Annotated in this window: 15 protein-coding genes, 1 tRNA gene and 1 pseudogene; 8 read left to right on the forward strand and 9 right to left on the reverse strand. The window is 63.4% G+C overall.

Annotated elements, in window-relative coordinates; genetic code table 11:
• Nucleotides 1–4 precede the first annotated feature (4 nt).
• The gene (gene dcd, locus HMPREF3227_RS08235) at nucleotides 5–568 is read right to left on the reverse strand and encodes a dCTP deaminase (protein WP_066488725.1); all 564 of its coding nucleotides are present in this window, start codon (nucleotides 566–568) and stop codon (nucleotides 5–7) included.
• Between the two features lie 82 nt (nucleotides 569–650).
• Here dcd and HMPREF3227_RS08240 point away from each other — a divergent pair.
• The 3 genes from HMPREF3227_RS08240 (at nucleotide 651) to HMPREF3227_RS08250 (ending at nucleotide 1996) form a co-directional block, all read left to right on the forward strand.
• A tRNA-Gly gene (locus tag HMPREF3227_RS08240) sits at nucleotides 651–724 on the forward strand.
• A gap of 45 nt (nucleotides 725–769) precedes the next feature.
• On the forward strand, nucleotides 770–958 hold the full coding sequence (locus tag HMPREF3227_RS08245) for a hypothetical protein (protein WP_066488722.1): 189 nt from the start codon (nucleotides 770–772) through the stop codon (nucleotides 956–958).
• Nucleotides 959–1066: 108 nt separating this feature from the next.
• Nucleotides 1067–1996, forward strand: coding sequence for a class C sortase (locus tag HMPREF3227_RS08250; protein ID WP_066512036.1), 930 nt, complete (start codon nucleotides 1067–1069; stop codon nucleotides 1994–1996).
• 82 nt (nucleotides 1997–2078) lie between these two features.
• Here HMPREF3227_RS08250 and HMPREF3227_RS08255 read toward each other — a convergent pair whose 3' ends face one another.
• From HMPREF3227_RS08255 to HMPREF3227_RS08280, 7 genes and pseudogenes are all read right to left on the reverse strand, one after another.
• Complete coding sequence (locus tag HMPREF3227_RS08255; protein WP_066512039.1) at nucleotides 2079–5585, reverse strand: DUF6923 family protein; 3507 nt, start codon at nucleotides 5583–5585, stop codon at nucleotides 2079–2081.
• Nucleotides 5585–6403 carry an isopeptide-forming domain-containing protein gene (locus HMPREF3227_RS12920; protein WP_230383976.1) on the reverse strand — a complete coding sequence of 273 codons (819 nt, stop codon included), beginning with the start codon at nucleotides 6401–6403 and terminating at the stop codon, nucleotides 5585–5587. The genes HMPREF3227_RS08255 and HMPREF3227_RS12920 overlap by 1 nt, the downstream gene beginning before the upstream one ends.
• Before the next feature lie 37 nt (nucleotides 6404–6440).
• On the reverse strand, nucleotides 6441–7349 hold the full coding sequence (locus HMPREF3227_RS08260; RefSeq protein ID WP_231725062.1) for a class C sortase: 909 nt from the start codon (nucleotides 7347–7349) through the stop codon (nucleotides 6441–6443).
• Nucleotides 7350–7542: 193 nt separating this feature from the next.
• Nucleotides 7543–9015 (reverse strand): SpaH/EbpB family LPXTG-anchored major pilin, encoded by a 1473-nt coding sequence (locus HMPREF3227_RS08265; RefSeq protein WP_066512042.1) that lies wholly within the window; start codon nucleotides 9013–9015, stop codon nucleotides 7543–7545.
• Nucleotides 9016–9656: 641 nt separating this feature from the next.
• A pseudogene (locus tag HMPREF3227_RS08270) lies at nucleotides 9657–11427 on the reverse strand (ABC transporter ATP-binding protein).
• Nucleotides 11428–11442: 15 nt separating this feature from the next.
• Nucleotides 11443–13131 (reverse strand): VanW family protein, encoded by a 1689-nt coding sequence (locus HMPREF3227_RS08275; protein ID WP_197429514.1) that lies wholly within the window; start codon nucleotides 13129–13131, stop codon nucleotides 11443–11445.
• 34 nt (nucleotides 13132–13165) lie between these two features.
• Nucleotides 13166–14350 (reverse strand): glycoside hydrolase family 3 N-terminal domain-containing protein, encoded by a 1185-nt coding sequence (locus HMPREF3227_RS08280; protein WP_066488703.1) that lies wholly within the window; start codon nucleotides 14348–14350, stop codon nucleotides 13166–13168.
• Between the two features lie 99 nt (nucleotides 14351–14449).
• Between HMPREF3227_RS08280 and HMPREF3227_RS08285 the strand changes: the two genes are divergently transcribed.
• From HMPREF3227_RS08285 to HMPREF3227_RS08295, 3 genes are read left to right on the forward strand one after another with little or no spacing between them, the layout of a single operon-like run.
• The gene (locus tag HMPREF3227_RS08285) at nucleotides 14450–14947 is read left to right on the forward strand and encodes a universal stress protein (RefSeq protein ID WP_231732342.1); all 498 of its coding nucleotides are present in this window, start codon (nucleotides 14450–14452) and stop codon (nucleotides 14945–14947) included.
• 40 nt (nucleotides 14948–14987) lie between these two features.
• A complete protein-coding gene (locus tag HMPREF3227_RS08290) occupies nucleotides 14988–15185 on the forward strand; it encodes a DUF2613 domain-containing protein (protein ID WP_066488687.1) in 198 nt (65 codons plus the stop codon).
• A complete protein-coding gene (locus tag HMPREF3227_RS08295) occupies nucleotides 15145–18210 on the forward strand; it encodes an alpha-(1->3)-arabinofuranosyltransferase domain-containing protein (RefSeq protein ID WP_082750311.1) in 3066 nt (1021 codons plus the stop codon). The genes HMPREF3227_RS08290 and HMPREF3227_RS08295 overlap by 41 nt, the downstream gene beginning before the upstream one ends.
• Here the strand turns inward: HMPREF3227_RS08295 and HMPREF3227_RS08300 are convergent.
• Nucleotides 18114–19184, reverse strand: coding sequence for an acyltransferase family protein (locus HMPREF3227_RS08300; protein ID WP_066512054.1), 1071 nt, complete (start codon nucleotides 19182–19184; stop codon nucleotides 18114–18116). The two genes, HMPREF3227_RS08295 and HMPREF3227_RS08300, sit on opposite strands and share 97 nt — an antisense overlap.
• A gap of 35 nt (nucleotides 19185–19219) precedes the next feature.
• On the opposite strand from HMPREF3227_RS08300, the gene HMPREF3227_RS08305 reads away from it, so the two are divergent.
• Together HMPREF3227_RS08305 and HMPREF3227_RS08310 are read left to right on the forward strand one after the other, a co-directional pair.
• Nucleotides 19220–20272, forward strand: a complete 1053-nt coding sequence (locus HMPREF3227_RS08305; RefSeq protein WP_066512056.1) for a porin PorA family protein — start codon at nucleotides 19220–19222, stop codon at nucleotides 20270–20272.
• Nucleotides 20265–21728 carry an MmpA family trehalose lipid delivery protein gene (locus HMPREF3227_RS08310; RefSeq protein ID WP_066488675.1) on the forward strand — a complete coding sequence of 488 codons (1464 nt, stop codon included), beginning with the start codon at nucleotides 20265–20267 and terminating at the stop codon, nucleotides 21726–21728. The genes HMPREF3227_RS08305 and HMPREF3227_RS08310 overlap by 8 nt, the downstream gene beginning before the upstream one ends.
• Nucleotides 21729–21901: the final 173 nt, after the last annotated feature.

Here is a 21901-nt window from a genome sequence, read left to right on the forward strand (position 1 = left end):
AGACTTAACGGAAGTTGAGGTAAGACTTCGACGGCGTGGGACCGCGCTGCCCCTGGTACTTCGAGCCAAGCTTGCCGGTGCCGTACGGGTTCTCGGCCGGCGAAGACATCTTGAAGATGGCCAGCTGGCCCACCTTCATACCGGGCCACAGGGCGATGGGCAGGTTTGCGGTGTTCGACAGCTCGAGCGTGATATGGCCCGAGAACCCCGGGTCGATAAAGCCCGCCGTGGAGTGCGTGAGCAGCCCCAAGCGGCCCAGCGAGGACTTACCCTCGAGGCGACCCGCGAGGTCCGCCGGCAGCGTGAATTTTTCGTACGTCGCGCCGAGCACGAACTCGCCCGGGTGCAGGATGAAGGACTGGCCGTCCTCGACCTCCACGAGACTCGTGAGGTCCGGCATTTCTTCTTTGGGATCGATGTGCGTGTAGCGCGAGTTATTGAACACGCGGAAGAACTTGTCTAGGCGCACGTCGACGGAGGACGGCTGGACCATCTCCGGGTCGTACGGCTCGATGACGAGGGACTCGGAGTCTAGGGCGGCACGGATGTCACGATCTGAAAGAAGCACGTCCTACATCTTACGCGGTGCCTTTCCCTGTCGCGGCGAGGGCGGTGCTAGACTGTCTGAGTTGCTAACTTCTAGCAGCAGTGCCGACGTAGTTTAATGGTAGAACTGCAGCTTCCCAAGCTGCTAGCGCGGGTTCGATTCCCGTCGTCGGCTCCACATTTCCCCATTTCATGGACTAATTTCATACCTCCAGGATGGATCATGACAGCCCCTATCTTCACGCCCAAAACCACAGCGGAGCTTCGCGCTGAGCGTGAGCATGTACTTCGAGAGCTTGCGCCCCGCACAATCGATGAGCTCCGCGAACAGCGCGCGGTTGATCAAATCTTGGCCATCGACGAGACCACTCTGAATCGGTATGAAGCCCTGTGCTTCGTTATCGGCGACTAGACAGACACGTTTTCTCTCAGAGCTACATCGTCCCTAGTCCGAGATTCAAAACTACCCCCACGTCAATACCAGGGCATGCGGTAACAGACCCCACACAGGCAGGACACAATGGGCAAGCACGAACCAGCGGAAATCAGCGACGCACCCAAGAAGAAAGGCGTCAACCGCAACGCCATCATTGCGTTAATTCTGATCCTCGTCGGCCTCGGTGTCTTGCTCTACCCCGTGGTGGCCACGCAGTGGAATAACTTTAACCAATCGCGTGCCGCAGAGGAATACGCCAAGCTGGAGAAGCAAGCCCCGCCAGAAGTACTGCACACCGCCTGGGAGGAGGCACAGGCCTACAACGCCCAGCTGGGCCACATCAGTGTGGAAGACGCTTGGACCACCACCGATGACGAGAGCTCTCCCGAGTACCAGCGCTACCGCCAATACCTGTCTGTGCTGTCGGAGACCGATGCCATGGGCCGCATTGTTATCCCCTCCATCGATTCCGATCTGCCCATTTATCACGGCACCTCAGAAAAAGCACTCTCCCGCGGCGCTGGCCACCTCTATGGCACGGACCTACCTGTCGGCGGCGTAGGTGATGGCGCGGGTCGGCACGCAGCACTTTCCGCCCACACTGGCCTACAAAATGCCACGCTGTGGGACAACCTCACCAAGGTCAAGAAGGGCGATGCTTTCTACATCGCCGCCGGCGGCGAGAAGCTCAAATACGACGTACACGATATTCGGGTCGTCGAGCCAACAGACACCAGCTCGCTCCACCGTGAGCCAGGCCAGGACCTCGTTACGCTCATTACCTGCACTCCCTACGGCGTAAATACCCACCGCTTGCTCGTCACAGGCCACCGTGTGCCGATGGAACCGGAAGACGAGGCCGCATTCAACAACTCGGGCGCTCAATGGCAGTGGTGGATGTGGGCCATTCTGGCAGCCGCTGCCATCATCGTGCTTCTGCTCATCTACTGGTGGCGCAAATATGTCAGCAACGCCAAGGACGCCGCGCTTGACGACGACCCGCAAGACTCCTAACCGACAATGCGCATGCAATAAGGCCCGCCCTTCCCTGGTTGGAAGAGCGGGCCTTTTCTAAAAGTTGCCGCAAGTGGTGGTTCTACGCCGGGCGACGTCGCAAAGCAAGGTACCCGACCGCGACAATCGCGGCGCCCGCGAGCACCCACAGGCCTACGCCCTCACCACCGGTCTTGGGCAGTGCACCCTTGGTGATGTCAGCGACCTGAAGGACGCCGATCTTCTTCACACAGTTGGCAGCGGTGTCAGACTCAGCGCACCTATTACTGGTGATCGCGGTCCCTCCGGAGAGCACCTTGATGACTGCATTGCCATTCTGATCCCACTCCGTCGAGAACTTGATCGGCGCGGGCAGCAGATTATAGCCGTTCGGCGCCTTGGTCTCGATGAGGTAATAAACGCCAGGGGCGTCCAAGCCTTCGAGCTTCACACGGCCCGTGGTGGTGGTCGTGGATTGCTTCACCACGGGGTTAACATCAGTGTTAACGCTGCCATCTGCGTTCAGCCTAAGGTTTCCGTCAGCGTCACCGCGGTGGACTGTGAACTGCGCGCCGCCAAGCAACCCGTCTGTTTGGATCTCGTCCGGGTTGTCCGGGTTATAGCTCGCCTTTTCGAGCAGGACGTCCATCGTTTCCGTCTCCAGCGGGATACAGTCAGTATCCTTCCAGCCGCCCATTTCTGCCTCGTTCATGAGACCAAACTTTGGCTCATGTAGGCCATCCTTGGTGTAGCAGCGGGTGTTTCCTGAAGGTTGACTCGGGTAACCGGCTGGGACGGAGGTGCTGTCCAGTTTCGAACGATCCAGCTTGAAGCGCACCGTTACCTCGTAGACGTGCTGCCCAGTGCTTCCGTCAACACCCTTGGGTTTAATGATCTTCGGAGTGCCATTCTTGTTGAGCTCAAAGGGGCCGGCACCTTGGTACGCACGCGGCTGGCTGGTCTTGTTGAACTCGTCCTTGAATACGACGGAGGCGCCAATAACTGTAGCAGCACCAACGAACTTCGGGGTGTCCGTGAGCTTGCCGTAGATCACTTCGTTGGTGTCGAACCCAGGCGCGTCGGGGGTCTCAACTACGACGTTGTACTTCGCAGTGTATTCATTCGCTGCACCAGGAACAGGTTGCGGTGTGCTGTCGACGGCAACCTTGCTGAAGCAGGCTTCTGTAGCGACGTTGTCATCTTCAGCCGGGCTCGACTCCCCGTCTGTAGCCTGAAAAGCAACCTTGTTCGGACTACACACCGTCTTAAGGTTCCCGTATTCGTCTGTTCGCACCGGCGCAGAGACGACATACTCTACCTTCGCGCGCCCTGGAAGAGTACCAACATAGCCCATCATGTATCGAGACTCACCGTCCGCTCCGGACGGGACAATCATGCCTGCATAAATACCAGTTCCCGGCGCAATCTGGTCAGGTCCTGGCCCACGACCGTTGACCTGGGTAGATCCTGCTCCAAATCCCTCGAATTTCGCAGTGGGACCGGAAGCGTTCACACCATAGTGAGTATCCGTTGGTAGGTACTCCCAGAATGTGCCGCCCGAACTGGTGTTATCCGTGGTGTTTTCCACGGAGATGGTCCAGAAAGTACGCACCTCGCCGTTTACCACCTTGGTCTCCGAGCGTTGCTTCTTCACCGCAATATTTGATTGCAGCTCTGGCGGTGGCGGCACTAGGTCGGAGGCGGCGTCCGTGTTGAAAGAAGCCGGCAGGTTATCCATAATGTTAACCAGCTCAAATGTCGGCTTATCGGAATCGGGGTTGGTGATCTTTAGCTCGAAGCCCAGCTGGTTTGCATCTTTGCTGCCTGAGCCAAAGCCGAGGTTACCGTTGGAATAGGTCCACGCCTTGCCCCAAGAGGCCGATGGATTAGAGATCGTACGGCCATCCAGGGTTTTGATCCCTGTGAGATCCCAAGTCTTGATTGCGCCGGTCTGTGTATCGATGCGCTCAAGAATAAGCCTATCGCCCGCTTTTGCCTTACTCTGGAAACCCCACATGTATTTCTGGGCTTGGGGGAGCACGGCCCAGTCTTCGGCGTAGGACGTCGCGTTGCCCAATGTGCGGTCAGCAGTTAGCTTGTCAGGATCAATCTTGTAGAGATGGCGCGTACCAGACGTCGAAGCGTTACCCACGAAGAACCCCTCGCTGGTATACACGCCTGCGTTAAGGAAGTCTCGGTCGCCTTCGCTCTCAAATGGCGTGCCACTGCTTCCTGGCGCGAGAATCGGACCAAGATTATGCACCTCACCCGTGGCGGGATTGATCTGAAGAAGGTTTCCGGCAGGGTAGCACGGATCACCGTTCAGGCCACGTTTCTGGCTCACGGCATAGAGCCAATTATCATTTGTATTGAATGCCAGCGCATTGTAAACCCAAGGCGACTTTTCCCCCACTGACCGGAAGTCTCGGCCTTGATTTACTTGCCGGCTCAGGATAGACGTATCTCGGCGAAGATCCTTTGGTTCACTGGTTACGACATAGACTGGGCTACCGTCGGTATACTCCTCGGCAGTCAGCTCACGCTTTGGTTGTCTACGTTCGACTGTTGTGTCGTCTTTACACTGTTTCGGATCTGGCACGGTAAAAGAGGCCGTAAACACCGTATTAGCCGGTCCACGATGAACACCCTTGAACTGAATCTGGGCGTTACCGCCAATAGCGATCTGTGGGAGGGTGACGTGGTATTCCTTAGCACTGATCTTCTTATAGGTTGCCTTGGCCTCGTACCAGCCGCCATTAGCACCGGTGTAATAGACAGTAAGATCGTTAGGGTCTGTCGAAAGGTAGCTATTGACGTTGGACTTTAAAGTAACCACCGTGCCATCCGGGATGGTCATTCTGCCTGTCGGAAGCTCTGTAGCTGGGATTTTGAAGTTCGGAATATAGCGGTTTCCCTTGAGCACATATCCATCGTTCTGGATTGTGATGGTGTGGTCACCGGCAGCATACGGAGTAATGTTCGGTGCTGCCATCAGGCGTGCTGGGGCCGCGTCGACGTCAGAAACCTCCAACGACTCGCCGTCCTCCGCGGGCGCTTCCGAAGCTTCGCTGTCTTCATTTACAGAAGTACTAGCGTTTTCCTCGACTAAACCAGACGCATCGACGGATATCCCGCTCAGCTCGGATTCCTCTGCGACCGCCGGGGTGTTCAATGAAAAAGCTGCTCCTGCGGGTACATCGGCATTGAGTCCGGTGACGTGGAAAGTCACTGCATTGCTCGTCGTATCTACAACGAGATTGTCGCCTTCGCGAACGGGGATCTCCTCACCGGCGATTGTCAGCGTGAATGCCGCGCCTTCGAATTCAAGCTGCGAAACCTTGGTAGTGAACTCCAGCTCTTCCACCGTTCCGCCATCGACAAAATGGCCTTCAAATGTAGCGCTGTCGCCAGCGGGAATGCTCAGCTGGTCTGAGGAATCAAGCTCGGCACGCAACGCTGTGGTTTGTGCCTCGGCGACAGCGCCAACGAAACCTGGAAGAGCAGCCGGTGCAGCGACGCTAAAAACTAGGGCCAGCGCCGCAGCAAACGCCCCTACGACGCGCCAGCGATACGCTACCGGCTCGACCAGATGAGAATCTGTCCAGGACATTAGCGTCCCTCGCTTTCTGAATTCTTCCTACGGCTAAAGGCAATCATCACGAAACCAGTGGCGATCAACGCCAACGCTGCGGCAACGACACCGAGTACCTGTGCACCGGTCATCGCCAATGAGCCACCATTGCCCGACGACACTGCTGGGGTTGAGGTCTTACCGGCACTTGGAGTAGCCGACGGCGTTGTCTCGGGTTGGTGAGGCGGCTTCCCTGGTTTAGTCGGTGGATAGTTCGGAGGTGTTTGCGGGGTATTCGGGCGTGACGGCGGAGCGCTCGGAGTAGATGACGACGTGGTTGGCGTCGGCGTTTCACCCGGTTTGTGGGTCTTAGCCACGATTACTCCTGGTACCGGATTCGGGTTATCCACCACGGTGTGGAACGGAACCGCCACCACAAACGGGTTGATCTCCCGATAGGAATCATCCGGGGCCGAAGATGTCACCACATAGAAGCCATCCGCTAGACCATCGAACGTCACCTCTCCATTGGCATCGGTGACCTGATCCACGTGCACGTCGCTACGCCATTCACGAATCTCGTCCAGATTCGCGTCTTGCACGCGTGCTGCATCGTCAGCGTTGTTTGGATCTAGGCCGGCAAGCCGGGCTAGATGAATCGTGACTCCCTGGACTTGCCCCGAGGGTGCCTGCCCATCGTCGTCGGGATTGCCCTGCGTGAGCCGAACAGTCACCGTATCCGAGTCCACGGTGCGCTCCGCACCAGTAGTCTGCTGCCCGGCAACCTGTACCGCTCCCGCAGCAACCATGCCCGGCCCAGCAAATGCAATTGCACACGCCACTCCGACGGCAGCCATTTGGGCCGACCATGTACTTGTCAACCTCTGCATCGCCTTACTCCCGCACGCTACTTTCTTCATTAATAACTTCTTGTGCTCCGACAGCCGCCTGGTGCCGTCGCAGCCACCACACCAGCCAGCAACCAATGACAATCACTGCAGCCAAAAGCGCGTACATCCACCATTGCCAGCCCGGACCATGGGAGTTTTCAAACACCGACTCCTCCCCAGGCTCCATAGGAACCTGATGGCCACGCACCAGCAAGCGATGAGTGTTGATCCCGTATGGGGTACACGTAATCAGCGTGACGTAATCCTGATCGGCGACTGGCCGTAGGCCATCAACTTCACTCGGCAGAACCACTTGAATGCTGTCGACGACGTACTTCAATTTGTGGCCAGCAACCTGGATATAGAACACATCTCCCTCGGTGGCAGAGTCGAGGTGATCAAACATCGTCGAATTTGCCAGACCCGTATGCCCCGTAATGACGGAATGGGTTCCTGGTCCACCGACCGGCAGGTCAGAACCATACAAATGCCCCAGACCACGCTGCAGTGTCTTATCTGCGGTGCCATGAAATACCGGAAGATCAACGTCTACTGCTGGAAACACGAGGCGAGCCATCGCTTCGTTCTCGCCCAACTGCTTCAAATAAGCCTCATAGTCGGGATTGTCTACCCCGATACGGTTCAGCCACGGATCCAAGATTGGGCCCGACGTATGCTCCTCGTTGTATGCATGTGCAGCATCCCAAACCGAATCCTGCACCTGCACCGGTGTCTCTTTATCCAGTCGCGCATATTCCTGCGCCACTCTTGAGGCGTTCCAATTGTTCCATGCGGTCGAGACCACTGGGTACAGCATCACTAACAACCCAACGACAACGATTACCGCCGGAAGGACTAGGCCTCCACGGCGCCTGTGCCGTCGACCTGCATTTTGGCCTACCACCGTAGTCAACGACCCGCACCACCCAAAACAATGCCCCACGCGCTAGCGCAGCGCGACCGGGATTACAACGAAAGAGAATGAAGGGGACTGAAGTCTATACCTAGCCCAGTCCCCTCACTGGGTCGAGCACCATATTTTGATTACCCGACCCGCAGCGCAGACCATCATGGACAGTCTGCGCCACCGGAACTACGCCCGGCTATTAGTTGCGCGCGGTACGACGAGCGAACCAAGCACCAGCAGCAACAATTGCTGCGCCAATAGCAGCCAGGATGCCCACACCGGCACCACCGGTCATCGGCAGGTTCGGGGTGTCGCGCTTGATATTTTCGATTTCAGAGACGAGGGTGACTTTGTCATCGCCTTTGAGCTCACCAGTCTTCGCGATGTTGTCGCGAGTGAAGTCAATCTCAGTAATGTTTTTCTCCGGCAGCGCATAGCCGGCCGGAGCCTTGGTCTCCTTCAGACAGAACTTCTTCACGTCAGTGACCTGTGCGTTGTCCGCGAAGTCCGTGACATGCAGGCCGTCGATGGTAATAGTGCCGTCTTCACCAGTGGTCCACTTGTCCACACCGTTTACCGTCAGCGGGTTCTCGAGCTTATCCTGCGCGGAGGCACATCGGTAGAGCTCGAACTCCGCACCCTGCAGGACCTTGCCGGCTTCCTTGCCATCCTTCTTCACCACCTTCAGCTTGCCGTGGTAGGTCACGACCTCATTAGTCTTATTCTCGACATCCTTGTCGGTGTTCGGGTTGTTGAAGATGACCGTACCCTGGTTCTTCAATTCAGTGGTGTCGCCGACCTCCTTGCGCTTGACGGCGAAGGTTAGCGACATCTTGGCACCCGAGGCCACCTTAGCCAAGCCCTGATCAGTCAGGGTCACAGTAAGAGTGTTGGTGTTGCCAGCAGCAGGTGCGTCGATGGTGTAGTCGCCCTCTGTCAGAACGACATCGCCGGCCTTAACTTCAGTAACCTTGTCGAACTCCAAGCGAGCATCCAGTTGGTCAGAGAAGACAAACTTCTTCAGAGTCTTATCTGTGCCGAAAGTCGGAGCGTCGGCGTTAATGGTGTAGGTGTATGCGTCCTGGATGTGCTTGTCGGCGTCCTTGACGGTCTTCTCGGTCTTGGTCTCGGTGTTCTTTGGGTAGGCCACGACATCGTAGTTCCACGCATCGGAAGCCTCATTGACCATCGGCACCGACACGATGAACGGAGCGCCAGCAACGATGCCGGCCGGAGCCTTCGTCTCTTCTACCAAGTAGATACCCAAGTCCAAGTTTTCGAAGGCCACCTTGCCGTCGTCACCAGTGATCCCCTCAACAGTCGTGTCGGTCTCGTGGCCCTTGGCATCGGCAGCGGTCTTCGGGAACGTCGCCCAATCACCGTTCTGCAGGTCGTAATTAAGCTTGGTGATCTTGTAGGTCACACCAGACAGTGCCTCACCCGGGACGCCCGCCATTTCCTTACCAGTGGCCCGATTAGCGGTTTCGGCGCCCTTCTTCTTGTAGAGGGTGATCGAGCCCTTCTTAGTGAAATCGATGTTTGCCTTGTTCACGGCCCCCTGCTCAGCGCCAGGGTTATCCTGGGCCAGTGCACCCGGAGCGGAAACGCCCAAAGCGAGTCCGGCGATAGCAGCGAAGGCAACTGAACGAGCGGTACGAGAGATATTGTTCACGGAAACTGGTCCTTTACACGAGTTCTGAAATGAGATACCACGTCTCATTAGCTGTGTGCAATCCATTCCCCACGGTTCACGCACCATGACCTGACCCGTTGCTAAGATTCTTTCGCCTGCCGAGAGCAGTTTTCAGGTGGAAACGCCTGCGCAGGCCCTAGCCTTAACTAACGATGGCCTGTGGATTACATAACTAGATCCTACACCCAGCACCTGAGGCAAAGCCCCCGACCAAAGCTCCCCCCCCGGAGATTCAGCCAGATCGCTCAAGGCTCCGCTTCATCCACGCTAGCATGAAAACCTTTTTCGCAGGTCAACAACCGTTTTTGAAAAGTCATATAGTTTTGTGTGAAATTGAACTCATTACCCCTTGGAGGGGGTAAACCTATTCGATTTTACACCCGTCACATAGCAAGCGACCATCACACAGAGGAATGGTTTTCCGGAGAGTACCCTCCTGCGGCAGTAAAACAACCATTAATACTGCCAATATCAGCAGATAATCCAGAGCCTTCAGCAGCCCGACAAAAGGAAGTATCACCAAGAAGGCCCAGGGGTATTCCAAAACCATTCAGATACTCAGCTTTCAACAAGCCACATGACTGAAAGTTAATAGCGTTAAGATTCTCTGGAGCAGCCCTCTACGAAGCGTCAGCCGCGGACGCAGCACGAAGCAGCGCCGCGTAGGCACCACCACGAGCGAGCAGCTCGGCGTGGGTGCCGCGCTCGACCACGCGGCCGGCGTCAAGGACAACGACCTGGTCGGCATCGCGGATGGTGGACAGGCGGTGCGCAATGACCAGGCGGGTAGCGTCCGCGCCAATGACTGTTTCCTGGATGGCGCGTTCGGTTTCGTTGTCAAGGGCCGAGGTGGCCTCATCCAGGATGAGCACCCGCGGGCGGCGCAGCAGTGTGCGGGCCAGCGAGAGGCGCTGTTGCTCACCGCCGGAGAAACGGTAGCCGCGCGAGCCCACCACTGTGTCCAAGCCTTCTGGAAGCGCGGCGATGACCTCGTCCACGCGCGCGGCATGCAGCGCCGCCCACATCTCTCCCTCGCTAGCACCCGGCTGCGCAAAGAGGAGGTTCTCCCGCACCGTGCCGTGAATCAGGTAGGTTTCCTGGGAAACCACGCCGATGACCTCAGCGCGCTGCTCCGCCGGTACATCACGCAGGTCGACACCGCCCAAGGTGACGGAGCCTTCAGTCGGATCGGCCAAGCGCGCCAGAAGCGCGGCCACCGTGGACTTGCCGGAACCGGTATGCCCAACCAGGGCGGTGGTGGTGTGGGCGGGGATGGTGAGGGAGACGTCGGAAAGCGCGTCGGTGTCGGTGCCTGGGTAGCGGTAGGAAACGTGCTGGAGGGTGAGGGAGGCGTCGGCAAGCTGCGCGGGCTCGGTGGCTTCCGTGAGTTCGGGCTCCAGGTCCAGGTACTCGAAGATGCGGCTGAACAGCGCCATCGACGCCACCCACTGCGCGCCCACGTTGAGCAGGTCAGTGATGGGGCGGAATATCTGAGTCTGCAGGGTGGAAAAGGCGATGAGCGTGCCAATCGTAATCCCCGGGCGCAGGCCAGCCACCAGGTAAATCAGCGCCGGCATCACGCCGAAGATGATTTGGGTCAGCGCCATGCGCCAGAGCCCGGCCAGCTGCGATTCGAGCTCCAGGCGGATCAGGGAGCGCGAGGTCTTCTCAAACCCGTCATAGACGCGTTCCTGCGCGCCCAGCGTTGCCGCCAGGCGCATGCCGGACACGGATAGGTTTTCCGAAATGGTCTGCTGCAACGTCGCCTGCGCGCGGCTGTTTTTCTCCATGAGGCTGCAACGCAGAACGGCGGCGCGGCGGGTGAGCCACACGGCGGGCGGCAGCACCACCAGGGGACAACAGTGAGAGCGTGGGTGAGAGCGCGACCATCGCCACCAGCGTGGCCACCGTCATGGTGAGATTGCTGGCCACAGAGGTCGCCGTGGTGGTCACCATGCCGCGCATGGCCGCGATGTCGTTAGTCAAGCGGGACTGGATTTCGCCGCCGCGGTTATTGGTAAAGAACTGCAGCGACTGGCGCTGCAGGTTAGCAAAGACCTGCGTGCGCAGCTCGTGCATGATGGTGTGCCCCACCCGCGCGGATAAAAAGGACTGGATAACGCCGATGGCCTGAGAGACCACGGTGATGGCCAGCATGCCGCCCACCAGCCACAGAAGCAGCGTGGTGTCGTGCTCAGGAATGGCCTCGTCCACGGTGCGGCGCACCAAGAAAGGCTGCACCACGGTCAGCCCAGAAGTCGCAATGATGAGCGCTACCACCACAAGCAGCGTGCCGCGGTGGGCTGCGAAGATGCCGGCGACGCGACCAAACTTCACTGGGTGCTGGGCCAGCTGATCGACGTCCGCGGGGTCCTTCACCGCGGTGTGCATCGGCCGGGTCGTGGCTTAACCGCAGGTAACGATAGGCTGCGGGTCATAGACCGTGGTGGTGGTCTCCCGGGAGATTTCCTTGCCGGAGAGGTCCTTGATCACGCGCGTATCCGAGGTGGTAAAGCCCGGCGCGCCGGAGGACGGCGAGCAGTCATCGGTGACGGTCATCCTAGTGGGCTGAGTCGTGGCCCAGCGGCCGTTGTTCACGGACTCGACGTTGACGGTCTTCACACCCATGAAGCGGACGGTGATCTGGCCGCCACCGAAGGAGGTGTCGATGCGCACCGGGTGGTCCGAGGTGTTCTTGAACTGCAGGTCAATGGCGCCCTCGTAGACGGTGGCCTCACGGCCGGCCGGGTAGCGCGAGATGTAGTAGGAGTGCGGGGTGTGCGCGACGTCTTCCATGCCCGCGAAGTAGGACGCGTTGTAGAGCGTCGTCGCGAACTGCGAGATGCCGCCGCCCACGGCCGTGCCTGAGTGGCCGTTGATGATGATGCCGGACTCGACGTACCCCTGCGCCGTGCCGCGCGGACCGGTGTAGCCGTTGAGCGAGAAGGTCTCGTCCGGGTTGACCACGGCGCCGTTGACGGTCTGCGCGACGAGTCGGATGTTCTCGCCCGAGGGGCCAGAGAAGCCGCCGGTGGAGAACTCGCTCACGACCTGGTCGAAGGTCGAGGCCTCGGCTTCTTCCGTGGTGAACGTGGCCGGCTCCGGCTTGTACGCCGCCTCCCACTCACGTTTGTCGTCGCTGCGCACGCGGGAGTCGAAGTCTTTCATGGTCTCTTCCCAGTTGACGACGTTGCCGTCCTGGGACGGCGTGACGGACTTGCCGCCGCCGGCGAAGCTCACTTTGGCGTTCTCGCCGGGGACCTCGGAATCCGCAAGCTGCGCAGCAAGCAGCTCCTGCGCCTTCGCGTCGTCGATATTGAGAACGAGCTTTCCGTCCTTTGAGGAAATCGAGACGAACTGCGCGATGGCGCCACGGTCGAGCGTCGCCGTGACGTCCTTGTCACCCTTGACCACGAGGTTCTTATCGAGCGCGGTCTTCGCCTCGCCCTTTTGCATGTCCTCGATGACCTGGTCATTGATGGCGGGTTCGACGACCTGCGGTTCCACCTCGACGCCGGCGGGGTCGAGCCAGTCGGCTTGGACGGCATCGGAAAGCTGAGCGGGGTCGACCGTCTGGCCGAGCTTGGGGTCTGTGACCTTGAAGTCTGCGTTCTCGATGGCCAAGGCGCCGTCGACGGGAGCGATGGACAGCTCGCCCTTGACACGCTCGAGCTCCTTGTTCAGCGCGGCGTCATCGACGTCCACGGCGACGGGCTGCTCGCGCGGGTCCATAAAGAAGGACGCGACGCGCGTCAACGGATTGAGCGAGGCGTCAGGAATGCCGTCCACGGCTTTCTGGAAGTTCATAGCGAGGCCGGAGGCAGACGGCAGCAGTTCGCTGTGCTTCTCCCCCGCGCGCACGGTAACGACCTGATTCTCGATGCCGCCGAGCTCCTTCTGGAGCTTGTCCACCGCGGCAGTGCGCTCCATGGACGAGATGTCGACGCCGCCCACGCTCGTCGCGCGCGGAACTTTACCCTGGTTCTGGGCGATATCGAGGGCGTATGCGACCCCGGCGAGCACCAAAAACCCCAGCACCACCGCGAGGGTGATGATGAGCCCTTGAGACTTGCGCTTTCCTACTGCTTTCTTCACAACACTTAAGGTTATCGTTTGAAGCGCGAAAACGTTAGCGCGGGGCGAGTCCAGCCGCAGAATGTGCGACGGCATCCGCGAAGCGCTGCTCAGGAATGATACCGACCTCCACCGCACCGACCACCTGGTCGATGATGAAGTTGATATCCGTGGCCGTCGACCACAGTGCCACATCCGCGCCCGAGGCGAGCGCCGTGACGATGGCCTGCTCTGGGGTATACCGGCTGGTAATCGCCGCCATACCAGTGAGGTCATCGGTGAAAATCCGGCCGCCAAAGTGCTCGCGGGTGCGCAGCAGTTCATACGCCGCGGGGTTGAGACTCGACGGCGTGACGCCATTGCCCAGCCCCGGCACGACCATGTGTCCGACCATCGCATCCGCGCGCGGTTCGCCGGGCAGCGCGCCGTCCCACGGCACGATGTCAAAGGCCTCCATCTCCGGCAGCGGCGGCGTCACCGCAGCTCCCAGGTGCGTGTCTCCGGAGGCGCGGCCGTGGCCCGGAAAATGCTTAAACACGGCATCGACGCCTGCGTTTTCTAGGCCGCGCGCGAACGCGGCGCCGTACTCGCCGGCGCGCACGGGGTGCGTGGAATACGCACGGTCACCTACCACGTCGAGATCCGCGCCGCCCACGTCGAGCACGGGAGCGAAGTCCAGCGTGATGCCGTACGCAGCGAGCGTCTGGCCAATCTGGAACGCGGTGCCCTCGACCTGTTCGGGTGTGCCTTGCGCCATCTGCTGCGCCGACGGGTAGGACCCGAGAACCTCCGAGAAGCGCTGGACGCGGCCGCCCTCGAAGTCGATGGAGATCTCAAAGTCACGGCCCACAGCCTCCCGCAGCGCGTGCAGGTCACGGCCTGGCTGCGTGAGCAGCCCCGGGTCAGCCCAGCTCACGATAAAGATGCCGCCCACACCGGCCTGCAGCTTAGCCAGCGCGTCGTCGTAGTTGACCACGGCAGGCATGAGCAGTGAGGCCGCCGCCGCGCGGCGCTGCTCCGGTGGGACGAGCGGGTTCGCAGCGGGAACGTCCGGAGCCGCTGGCGCCGGGTCGGACGGGGCGGCAGAAGAAGGCGCGGACGTCGGCGCCGGTGACGGGCTCGCCAGAACTCCCGCACTCACGGACTCGAGGGAGGCGGGCGAGGGCTTTTCGCCTGGCGGGTCGCAGGCTGCGAGCGCCGCCGCGGACGCGACGACGGCGAGCGCGAGAATTTTCTTCATTGTTTTCTCAGTATGGCGTATGAGTGAAAATCTCGCATGCATAAGGTCCTTCTTGGCGCGCGTGGGGCGCTAGGCTGGGGGACCATGAAAGGTCAAACCATGTTGATTGCGTACGACGGCTCCGAGCGGGCGGACCGCGCCATCGAGTATGCGGCACAGCTGCTGCGCCCGGGCATCGTGGAGATCCTCACCGCGTGGGAGCCCGCCGCGCGCCAGGCAGCCCGCGCCCTGGGCCGCACGGGCTTGCACCAGTCCACGTATGCGCTCGATGACGCGGCGCAGGAAGAAGACCCAGCCTACGAGGAGGCCATGGCCGTGTGCCGCAAGGGCGTCGCCGTCGCGGAGAAGCTCGGCCTGGCGGGCCGCGCGCACCTCGTCGAGGTCGTCACCACCACCGCGGAGGCGCTTGCCGATGCCGCCGAGGAGCTCGACGTCGACGTCATCGTCACCGGCACCCGCGCGCTCACCGGCTTTAAGGCGTGGTGGAACGCGTCGACTGCGGACCAGCTCGTGCGCACCGCGGGCCGTCCCGTCCTCGTTGTCCCGCCGGAGCCGGACGACCCGAACGACGCGAACTACACCGACACCGCCGAATAATCGGCGGACCTGCGTGAGCAGGCTGCTAGGATGTGGCCTTATGGCACTTGAATCCGACTCCATGACAAAGCGCACCCTCGGCCCGGCCGTGGGCTCCGCGGTGGTCGGCATCGCGCTCGGCGTCGTCGCCATCGTGGGCATTGCCCAGTTCAGCGGACAAGACACCGTCCCGTCCTCGGCGGCGGTCTCTGCGGATGATGCTTTGCTCGGCGGCCCGGAATACGGCTCCCGCAACTAGCTTGGCCCAGCTTTTCGCGCGCCCCTGGGCGGCGCATGCGGCCGGGTGGCTTTTCGCCGCCCTCCTCGCCTTCACGCAGCCGTGGGGCCGCGTCGCGGCCGATACGAAGCACGATCTCGCCGTCGATCCCGCCGGCTTCCTCGCCGGCGCCGCGCACGCGTGGACGGACTCCTTCACCCTGGGCCAGCTCCAAAACCAGGCCTACGGCTACCTCTTTCCCCAAGGCGCGTTCTTCGCGCTTTCCGATGCCCTCCCCGACTGGGTCGCGCAGCGCGCCTGGTGGACCCTCGTGCTCGGCGTGGGCTTTTCAGGAACGCTCGCACTCGCCCGGCGCGTAGGCCTCGCCACGGCGCCGGCCTGCCTCGCAGCCGCGGCGTTTGCGCTCTCGCCGCGCACGCTCACCACGCTCACGGCGATTTCCTCGGAGACGTGGCCGGTCATGCTCGCGCCGTGGGTCGTGCTCCCCTTCCTTCCGCGGGCCGACGGGACGCGGTCGAGCGCCTGGCGCACGGCGGCCGCGGCGACGCTGCCGGTTGCCTGCATGGGCGCGGTCAACGCGACGGCGACGCTCGCGGCCTGCGTCCCGGCCGCCCTTGTGGCGCTTGTCTATCACCGCCGGGCGCTGCTGCCGTGGCTCGCCGGCTGCGCGCTGGTGAGCGTGTGGTGGATCGGTCCGCTTCTCATCCTGGGCCGCTACGCGCCGCCGTTTACGGACTACATCGAGTCTTCGTTCGTCACGACGCGCTGGCTCAACCTCGCGGAGATCCTGCGGGGCACCACGAGCTGGTCGCCCTTCGTCGACAATGAACGCCTCGCCGGCACGTTGCTGGCCACCGAGCCTTTCTTCGTTCTCGTCACGGCGCTCGTCGCCGCGGTGGGCCTGGCGGGACTCACCAAGGCCCCGCGTGTGTGGACCGCGATGCTCCTTGTGGGCGTCGCGGTCCTCGGCTGCCACTACGCGGGCTACCTCGATTTCCTCGACGGCTCCGGCGCGGCGCTGCGCAACGTCCACAAATTCGATCCGCTCGTGCGCCTGCCGCTCGCGCTCGGCATCGGCTTTGCCTGGGCGGCGCTAAGCCGCCAGCGCAACTCTGGGCAACGCGCGACGGCGCTGGTGGCCGTGGCGCTGGTGGTGGGGGCATCGGCAAGCCCGGCGTTCACGGGCCGGCTCTTGCCGCGCGGGGCGTACGAGGCGGTGCCGCAGTACTGGCAGGACGCGGCGGACTTCCTCAATGCCCATGCACAGGGCACGCGCACCCTCTTTTTCCCCGAGCGTTCTTTCGCGCGCGAGGACTGGGGTTGGACGCGCGACGAACCGCTCCAGCCGCTGCTCGACGTGCCGTGGGCCGTGCGCGACGCGATTCCGCTCGTGCCGCCCGAGGCCATCCGCGGGCTCGACGGCGTCATGGCCGCGCTCCAGGCGGGCGACGCCTCGGGGCTCACGCGCCTGGGCATCGGCGCGCTCGTCGTCCGCAATGGCGTGGAGAAGCACGGCGCGCTCAAGGACGTCCCGGGCGAGGTCCACTCCTTCGGCGACGTGGACGTCATCCTCCTCAACGAACGGCCGGACATGCTGCTCGGCTCCACCGACCCGGTACGCGTGGCCGGCGGCGGCGAGTCCCTCGCCTTCCTACCTGGCGGGCCGTACTCCTTGGTGGACGCAGACGCGGACGTCGTCACAGATACGCCGTTGCTCGTGGACCGAAACTTCGGCACGCTCGACGGGCCGGTCTCCGCGCCGCTGCCCGCAGACGAGCCGACGCGCTCGCACAACGTGGAGCGCGACTATCCCTCGGCGGGCCCGATTGTGGCGGTAGAGGAACGTGGCGGCCACGTGCGCGCGTCGAGCTCTGCCGCGGACGCGAATGCCCTGGGCGGAGCGCGTCCGGCGCACTCGGTGACCGCGGCGGTAGACGGGGAGGATTCCACCGCCTGGTGGCCCGCACCTGGAGATACGGGCTGGCTGGAACTCGAAGGCGAGTTCCCGGCGCGCTCGACGCTCACGCTCACCGCGACGGCGGAGACGACCGTAACGGTCCGCAACGGCGACGCCTCCGTAAACGTCGATCTCGGCGAAGAACCCACCGAGGTCCGCATTCCCGGCGGGGCCGCGAGCGCGGTGCGGGTCGAGCTCCACGAGCGTGTGGGTCTCGCCAACGCGCAGGTCGAGGGGCATGAGATCACCCGGACCGTCGTTGTGCCGGATAGCTCGCCGAAGGCGCGCGCCTTCCTCTTCCAGCGCGCCATCGTGGACACCGGCGTCCTCATTCGCGAGTTCACCGCCCCGCGGGACATGTCGCTGAAGCTCGACGCAGACCGCCCCGTGGACATCGACGGCGAGACCTACGAGCCCGGCGCGACCGTCCCCCTGGCCGCGGGCACGCACGAGCTGCGCACCCGGGCGAAGGTCGTCCGCCTCGGCGAGGCGGACGCAGGCGCGTACGCCGCGACCGGCCGCGACATCACCGCCGCAGACTCGGACCGCCTGCTCGTCACCACGCGCGCCTTCAATCAGGGCCTGCGCGGCTACCTCGGCGACACGGAACTCGAGCCCCGCGAGGTCGACGCCGCGTCCCAGGCCTTCGTCATCCCGGCAGGCGCGGCGGGCGAGTTCCGGCTGGAGTTCGCCGGGGAGCGCGCTTACCGTCTCGCACTGCTGGGCGGCGGCTGCCTCGCACTGCTCACGGTGGCGGGTTGCCTGCTCCTCCTCGCTCGCCCGCGCCGCGGTCACTTCGCACACGCGGCACGGGTTCCCGTTCCGCTCCTGGCGCTCGTGGCGCTGGCAGCGGCGGGCCCGGCGGGGCTTGCTGGGGGCATCGGCGGCTTCGCGGCGGCGCGGTGGACAACTCTGCGCCCGAGCTGGCTGTGCGCCGGACTCATGGCCACCGCGGGCCTCATCCTCGCGCGCGGGCCCTGGGGCTCAGGACACTACGCGGGCGATTTCTGGCTGCTCGCGGCCTTCGCGGGCGCGAGCCTCGGCGCGCTGGCCGCCAGCCACGCGGACGCGGGGACCTCGACCCAGTAGTAGCTCGCCGCCGCGATAGGGATGGTGAGCGCGGCCGTCGCGATAAGCACGAGGAAGAAATAGCCCGAAAAGAGTGGCAAGCCGGTGAGCGGAAAGACGACCCACAGCACGGCGACGTGCCACAGGAAGATGGCGTACGACCACAGGCCGAGCCGACGCATGAGAGGGGATTCCAGGACGGGTGAGCGCGTGCCCAGCGCGTAAGGCACGACGATGGCCGCGGCGAAGACGGCGCCCATTGCGACGCGGCGCGCGAACTCGCCGGGCGTGGGGTGCGTCAGTCCCTGCGGCCCGAACCACTCCCGGGAACCGAGCCACACGCACCCCGCGGCGAGTACCCAGAACGGCCACGCGCGGCGCGGGGCGCGAACGCGGCCTTCGAGCTCCGCGGCGGTCATGCCCACGGCGAACCACGCGGCGTACGCGGGCGGCCAAATCTGCGCGTTGACGCCGGTGAAGTCCTCAATGGGGGCTGCAACCCACGCCCAGCCGAGGCTGAGTGCTGCGACGGAGCCGAGGGCGATCAGGCGTGCGCGCAACGACCGGAAAGAAGGCAGCCACGGCAGCACGAGATAGAACGCGAACTCCACGCACAGCGACCACAGCTGAGTCACGCCGGAGGCCAGACCGTCCGGAACGTAAATCTGGGTCGCGGTGAGCGTGGACAGGACCTGCACCACGGAGAAGGACGCGCCGGGCAACGCGAGGAACACCACAGCTACGCAAGCCCAATACGCAGGCATAACGCGGCGAAAGCGCGCGAGGTAATAGCCCGCCGGCGAGTGCGCGTCGCGGCGGCGCCACAGCACGAAGGCAGACAGCGCGAAGAAGACCGCCACGAAGTAGTCGAGCCGCTCGGCCCAGGCCCAGCCCGTGGCGGTCTGGAAGCTCACGTGCGTGACGAGCACGCCCAGCGCCGCGACCGCGCGCAGGCCGTCTAACGCGGGTACGTGCTGCGGTAAGGTATTGGCCATCGTCTGCCCAACTTAGCACCAAAGGATGTCCCTTTATGGCCCGCTCGCCCTTGCCGTGGCTCGTTATCGCCGCGATCCTCGCGCTGCTCGCGGGCGTGCTCGTGCCCTCGCTCGTGGTGGGACGCTCCATCCGGCTCGCCGACGACGTGGAATTCCACGCCGTCACTGAACCAGCCGCGGTCCTCGTGGAAACCGGTGCGACCACGGTGCGCATGGACAACACCTACATCACCTCGCCGAACGAGGAGGATGATGCGCTGGTCCAGCTCGACGCCACCAAGGATTTCTACCGCATGCCCGAGGGCCAGCCGGAAGACCGATCCGCGCATCTGTCCGCCTCGCTCACGCTCAACCGCGAATCCGCCTATCCGGAGGCGGGTCTCGCGAGCCACCAGTCCTTCGCGGTGCGGCAGCTCAACCTCGGCGCGTCCATCGACAACGGCGACATGGAGGGGCTCACCGCGTTCTTCCCCGCCGACACGGAGCAGCGTTCCTACCCGTACTTCGACTTCATCGCGCAAGAGGCCGTACCCATCGACTACACGGGGAAGTCCAAGCGCGGCGGAATCGACGTCTACGAGTTCCACCAGCACATCGACGCCCTACCGGCCCAAGACATCCTCGCGCGCACGGCCGAGTACGCGACCGAAAATGATCCCACGTTCACCCCGGACGATCTGCGTCGCCGCGGCCGCGCCGAGGACTTCTACACGGACGAGGAACTCGCCCACTTCGGTCTGAAGAAGGACACCGCCGTGGTCCTCGACTCGTTCTATTCGGTCGATCGCACCGTCACCGTCGACCCGGCCACGGGCACCATCCTCGACGTAGACGAAAATTTTTCCTTCGTCTGGGCCACGGACGCCAAGCAGGCGCGCGATACCTCGATCCCGCCCGAGCGCCGCGCCGTCTTCGTGGGCGATCTGCACTGGGACGAGGCCACGCAGGACTCCGCGCTTGAGCTCGCGCGCCCCACGGTTCGCCTCCACAAGGCCATGGGCTTGGTGAGCTGGGTGGGCAAGGGGCTCGCTGTCGTGCTCCTCGCCGCCGCGGGGCTCACGTACCTGCGCCGCCGCGACCATGTTTAGGCGCGCCTGGCCCGTCCTCTGGGGCACCGCGCTCGTGCTCGCGGTGACCTGGCCGTTCCTCCTGCCCGGCTCCGAGTTCCTCTGGCGCGACATGGCCGTGCCCGAGACCTTCGGGCTCACCCCAGCCAACTTCGGCGCTGGCGACCTCGCCGCGCGCGCCGCTCCCCAGGACGGCGTCTTCGCCCTCTTCTCCACGCTCCTGCCTGCACCATTCCTGCTGCGCGCGCTCGTCATCTCCGCCGCCGCGGCCGCCGCCTGGGGCGCATGGCTGCTAGCGCGGAGTTCACCGGCACCCGCGATGTTCCTCGCCGTCATCAATCCCTTCACCGTCGAGCGCCTCCTCCAGGGCCAATGGTCGTTGGCCGTCGCCGCGTGGCTGCTCGTACTCCTCACCGCCGCAGGACTGCGCGGCCGCCCCTATCTCGCGTGGGCCGCGCTCTTCGGCGCCTCTCTCACGCCCACCGGCGCGCTCCTCGGTCTCGCCACGGGCGTCGCCACGGTCAAGGGCCGCCGCCTGGCCACCGCGGGCCTGGGCCTCGCGGTCTGCATCCCGTGGCTCGTGCCCGGGCTCATCGACTCCCTCCACCCCGCCCCGCTTTCCGATGCCCCCTCCTCCGTCGCCGCCTTCGCCCCCCGCGCCGAGGCTGGCACCGGGACGTTGGGCTCCCTGCTGCAGCTCGGCGGTCTATGGAACGCGGACGCGCTCCCGGCTTCGCGCCAGGCGGGCTTCGCAGTCTTCGGGTTTGGAGTGCTTGCCTGCGTCCTCGTGGGCCTGCGCCGCGTATCGTGGCCGCTGCTCGCGCTCGGCGCGGCGGGCCTGGGCGGGGCGATTGCGTGTTGGCTGCTGCCGGACGTACTCGCGAGCGTCATCGACGCCTTCCCCGGCGCCGGCATCCTCCGCGACTCCGGCAAGCTCGTGGCCCTCGCGCTTCCGGCCTACGTCGCGGCGCTGGGCGCGCTCGACCGGCGCGGCATCGTCGCGGCGCTCGTGTGTCTCGTGCTCCAGATGCCCGACGCCGCGACCTCGGTGAGCGTCCTCGCCCCGCGCGAGTCCTCCATCGACGCCCGCCTCGTGGGCGAGCTCTCCGGCCGCGCGACCTTCTTCGCGGATCGTCCCAGCCTCGTCGAGGTCACCGCCCAGGACGGCACGCGTGCACCTGCCGTGGACCCGTATTCCAAGGCGGTCGCGCAGGTCGCCTCCGGCGAGCTCGTCGTCGACGGACAGGTCGTCGATGCGCCCTCGCCTCGTTGGGTCGCCGCTCGCGCCGCGTGGGAGGCCCGCGATACGGCCGAGCTCGAGCGGCTCGGCATCGGCGCCATCGTCGAGGACGGCCGCGTCGTCGCCGCCACGAACGCCCCCGCCCCACGCGCGCCGTGGGTTCTCACCGTCGCGTGGCTGCTCCTGCCGCTCGCGGTGCTCCTCGTCGCCGCCTTCCGGCGCGCCTCTGCCGAGTAATCCACAGGCTAGGCGCTCATGGTTGCCCACTGGGTTGTGCAAAAGCCGAGTTATCCACAGATTTGCACGCTCATCGTTGCAGGCCTTGACAGGTTTTTATAGCTTCAAAGCCATGACCACTTTCGTCTCTCGGCTCAAAGAAGAAAACGTCGACTCCTTGCGCGAACTTACAG

The sequence above is a fragment of the Corynebacterium sp. CMW7794 genome, from assembly GCF_001563605.1.
In the GTDB taxonomy this organism is placed as follows: Bacteria; Actinomycetota; Actinomycetes; order Mycobacteriales; family Mycobacteriaceae; genus Corynebacterium; species Corynebacterium phoceense.